A 2424-nucleotide genomic window follows, 5' to 3' on the forward strand; every position below is an offset into this window, starting at 1 on the left:
CGTAACCGTACGGGCAACCCATCTTTCCCGCCGCGCTGATCGATGTCAGCCGTCGGCGAGCGATGCGGTCCAGCGATGCGGCAGCAAGTCGTCGATGCGGCGCGCCGGGTACGTCGGCAAGCGCTCCAGCACGTCCTTCAGGTAGGCGTACGGATCGTGCCTGTTGAGCCTGGCCGACTGGATCAGGCTCATCACCGCGGCGGCCCGTTTGCCGCCGCGCAGCGAGCCGGCAAACAGCCAGTTCGAGCGGCCCAGCGCAATCGGCCGGATCCGATTCTCGATGTGGTTGTTGTCCGCAGGCAATGCTCCGTCGCCGACAAAGCGCGTGAGCGCCTGCCACCGGCCCAGGCTGTAGTCGATCGCCTTGGCGATCGCCGTGCCGTCGGTCGATCGCTGCCGCTGCAGGATCAGCCACTGGTGCAGCGCGTCGGCGATCGGCCGGGACTTCAGCTGCCGCAATCGCTGTCGCTCGTCGACATCGAGCTCTCGGGCGATGCGCTCGATGTCGTAGAGCGCCCCGAAGAAACTCAGCGCTTCGCCTGCGACCTCGCTCTTGTGGTTGGCCCACAGCTCGTGGAACTTGCGCCGGGCGTGCGCCAGACACCCCGCCTCGGTCACGCCGTTGGCGAACAGCGCCTTGTAACCCGAGTAGTCGTCGCACACGAGCTTGCCGGACCAGCCTTCCAGGAAGCGGCGCGCATGCTCGCCGGAGCGGCCGTCGGCGAAGTCGTAGACCACCGCCTGCAGCGCGTCGTACTCGCTCGTACCGTAGGCCCAGAGGTAGGCCCGGTGCGTCTTGCCCTTGCCCGGCGAGAGCATCGCTACCGGCGTCTCGTCGGCGTGCAGAACTTCACGTGCGAGCAGGGCCTGGCGCAGCGCATCGACCAGCGGCTGGAGCTGCACGCCGCACATGCCCACCCACTGCGCGAGCGTCGATCGCGCGATCGTCATGCCGGCGCGCCCGAAGATGCCTTCCTGCCGGTACAGCGGCTGATGGTCGGCGTACTTCGCCACCAGCACCTGGGCCAGCAGCCCGGCCGTCGGGATGCCCTTGTCGATGACGTGCGCAGGCACCGGCGCCTGCGTGAGCGTCTGGCAGCGCGTGCACGCCCACTTGCCGCGGATGTGGCGCTCGACCCGAAATACGCCCGGCACGTAGTCGAGCTTCTCGCTGACCTCCTCGCCGATGCGCTTCAACGCACAGCCGCAGGCGCAGATCGTCGACTCGGGTTCGTGCCGAACCTCGGTGCGTGGCAGATGCGCGGGCAGTGGCGCGCGCCGAGGCTGATCCTTGGGCGCCGCCTTCTCGTCGGCACGATTGAGCGCGGTCAACTCCAGGCCGATGGCTTCCAGGTCGGCCTCGACGGTCTCGTCGAACAGGTGGCGCTGCTCACCGTGCAACTGCTCGCTGCGAGCGGCGAACTTCCAGCGCTTGAGGATCGCCATCTCGTGCGTGAGCTGGTCGATGCGCAGCTGCTTGAGCGAGACCTCGCGTCGGGTGTCGGTCAGCTCGGTGATCAGCCGAGCGGCGAACTCGCGCAGCTCCTGCGCGTTCATCCGTTGGAGCTGATCAGCTGCGTGCATGGCCGCGATCGTGCCACATCGCGTGGCACGATGCAGCGTCTACGCGATGCGGATCGTGGCCTCGGTTCCGATCCGATGCCAGGGCAATCCGATCACCAGCGCCTGCAGTTGCTCGGACGTGATCGGGATCGAGTTGCCCGCCGAATGCGCCGCCCAGGTAAAGCTGCCCTGGTGCAGGCGCCGTGCGCACAGCCAGATGCCGATGCCGTCGTGCACCAGCACCTTGATGCGGTTGGCGCGCCGGTTGGCGAACAGGTACGCGTGGTGCGCACGCGCCTCGCCGAACACCTTGATCACCCGGGCCAGCGCCGTCTCGATGCCCGCGCGCATGTCCAGCGGCTCGACCGCCAGCCACACCGCGTCGATGCGGATCACCGCAGCAGCTCGCGCAGCCAGGCCGCGCACTCGGCGGCCGCGCTGCTCGGCCACGTCACGCTGATGGCGGTGCCGGCACGCTTCACCTCGATCCGGATGTCCGGTTGTGTGGCCGGCGCCGGCAGTGGCACGGACACGAAGCCGGCCATCGCTTCGGTGTGTGCGCGTGGCGCGATCTGCGATCCGCACCCGGCTTCGCCGCGATCGGTCCGCTCGGCCTCGTTGACCCACTTGCGCAGCATGTTGGCATTCAAGCCATTGGCCAGGGCCACCCCGGCAACCGACACACCAGGCTGGCGGCAGGCATCGATGACCGCGGCCCTGAACTCGGGGCTGTGCCGGCGCCGGCGGCGGCGATCCGGAAGTTCTACGGGATAAGTGTCCATGTGTCCGCATAAGAGTTACGCGGACACGAGGCTCCTATCTCAGGCGACTCGATTCAAGATGGGTTGCCCGGACGCATAC

3 protein-coding genes are annotated in these 2424 nt (G+C 68.1%); all 3 read right to left on the minus strand.

Going from position 1 to position 2424, the window contains the following annotated elements:
* Positions 1 to 45: 45 nt before the first annotated feature.
* Genes tnpC through tnpA form a run of 3 tightly spaced genes read right to left on the minus strand, consistent with a single transcriptional unit; the run spans position 46 to position 2345 of the window.
* Entirely contained in the window at positions 46 to 1584 is a 1539-nt protein-coding gene (tnpC, locus tag FHP08_RS18325; RefSeq protein ID WP_147705955.1) for an IS66 family transposase, read from the minus strand.
* 39 nt (positions 1585 to 1623) lie between these two features.
* A complete protein-coding gene (gene tnpB / locus FHP08_RS18330) occupies positions 1624 to 1959 on the minus strand; it encodes an IS66 family insertion sequence element accessory protein TnpB (protein WP_147705956.1) in 336 nt (111 codons plus the stop codon).
* Complete coding sequence (tnpA, locus tag FHP08_RS18335; RefSeq protein WP_147705957.1) at positions 1956 to 2345, minus strand: IS66-like element accessory protein TnpA; 390 nt, start codon at positions 2343 to 2345, stop codon at positions 1956 to 1958. Before tnpA ends, tnpB begins: the two co-directional genes overlap by 4 nt.
* Positions 2346 to 2424 lie beyond the last annotated feature (79 nt).

It is taken from the genome of Zeimonas arvi (assembly GCF_008039575.1).
GTDB lineage: Bacteria > Pseudomonadota > Gammaproteobacteria > Burkholderiales > Burkholderiaceae_E > Zeimonas > Zeimonas arvi.

Coding starts and splice junctions, on each gene's coding strand:
- tnpC (WP_147705955.1), bottom strand. CDS start 1,584: ATGCACGCAGCTGATCAGCTCCAACGGATGAACGCGCAGGAGCTGCGC.
- tnpA (WP_147705957.1), bottom strand. CDS start 2,345: ATGGACACTTATCCCGTAGAACTTCCGGATCGCCGCCGCCGGCGCCGG.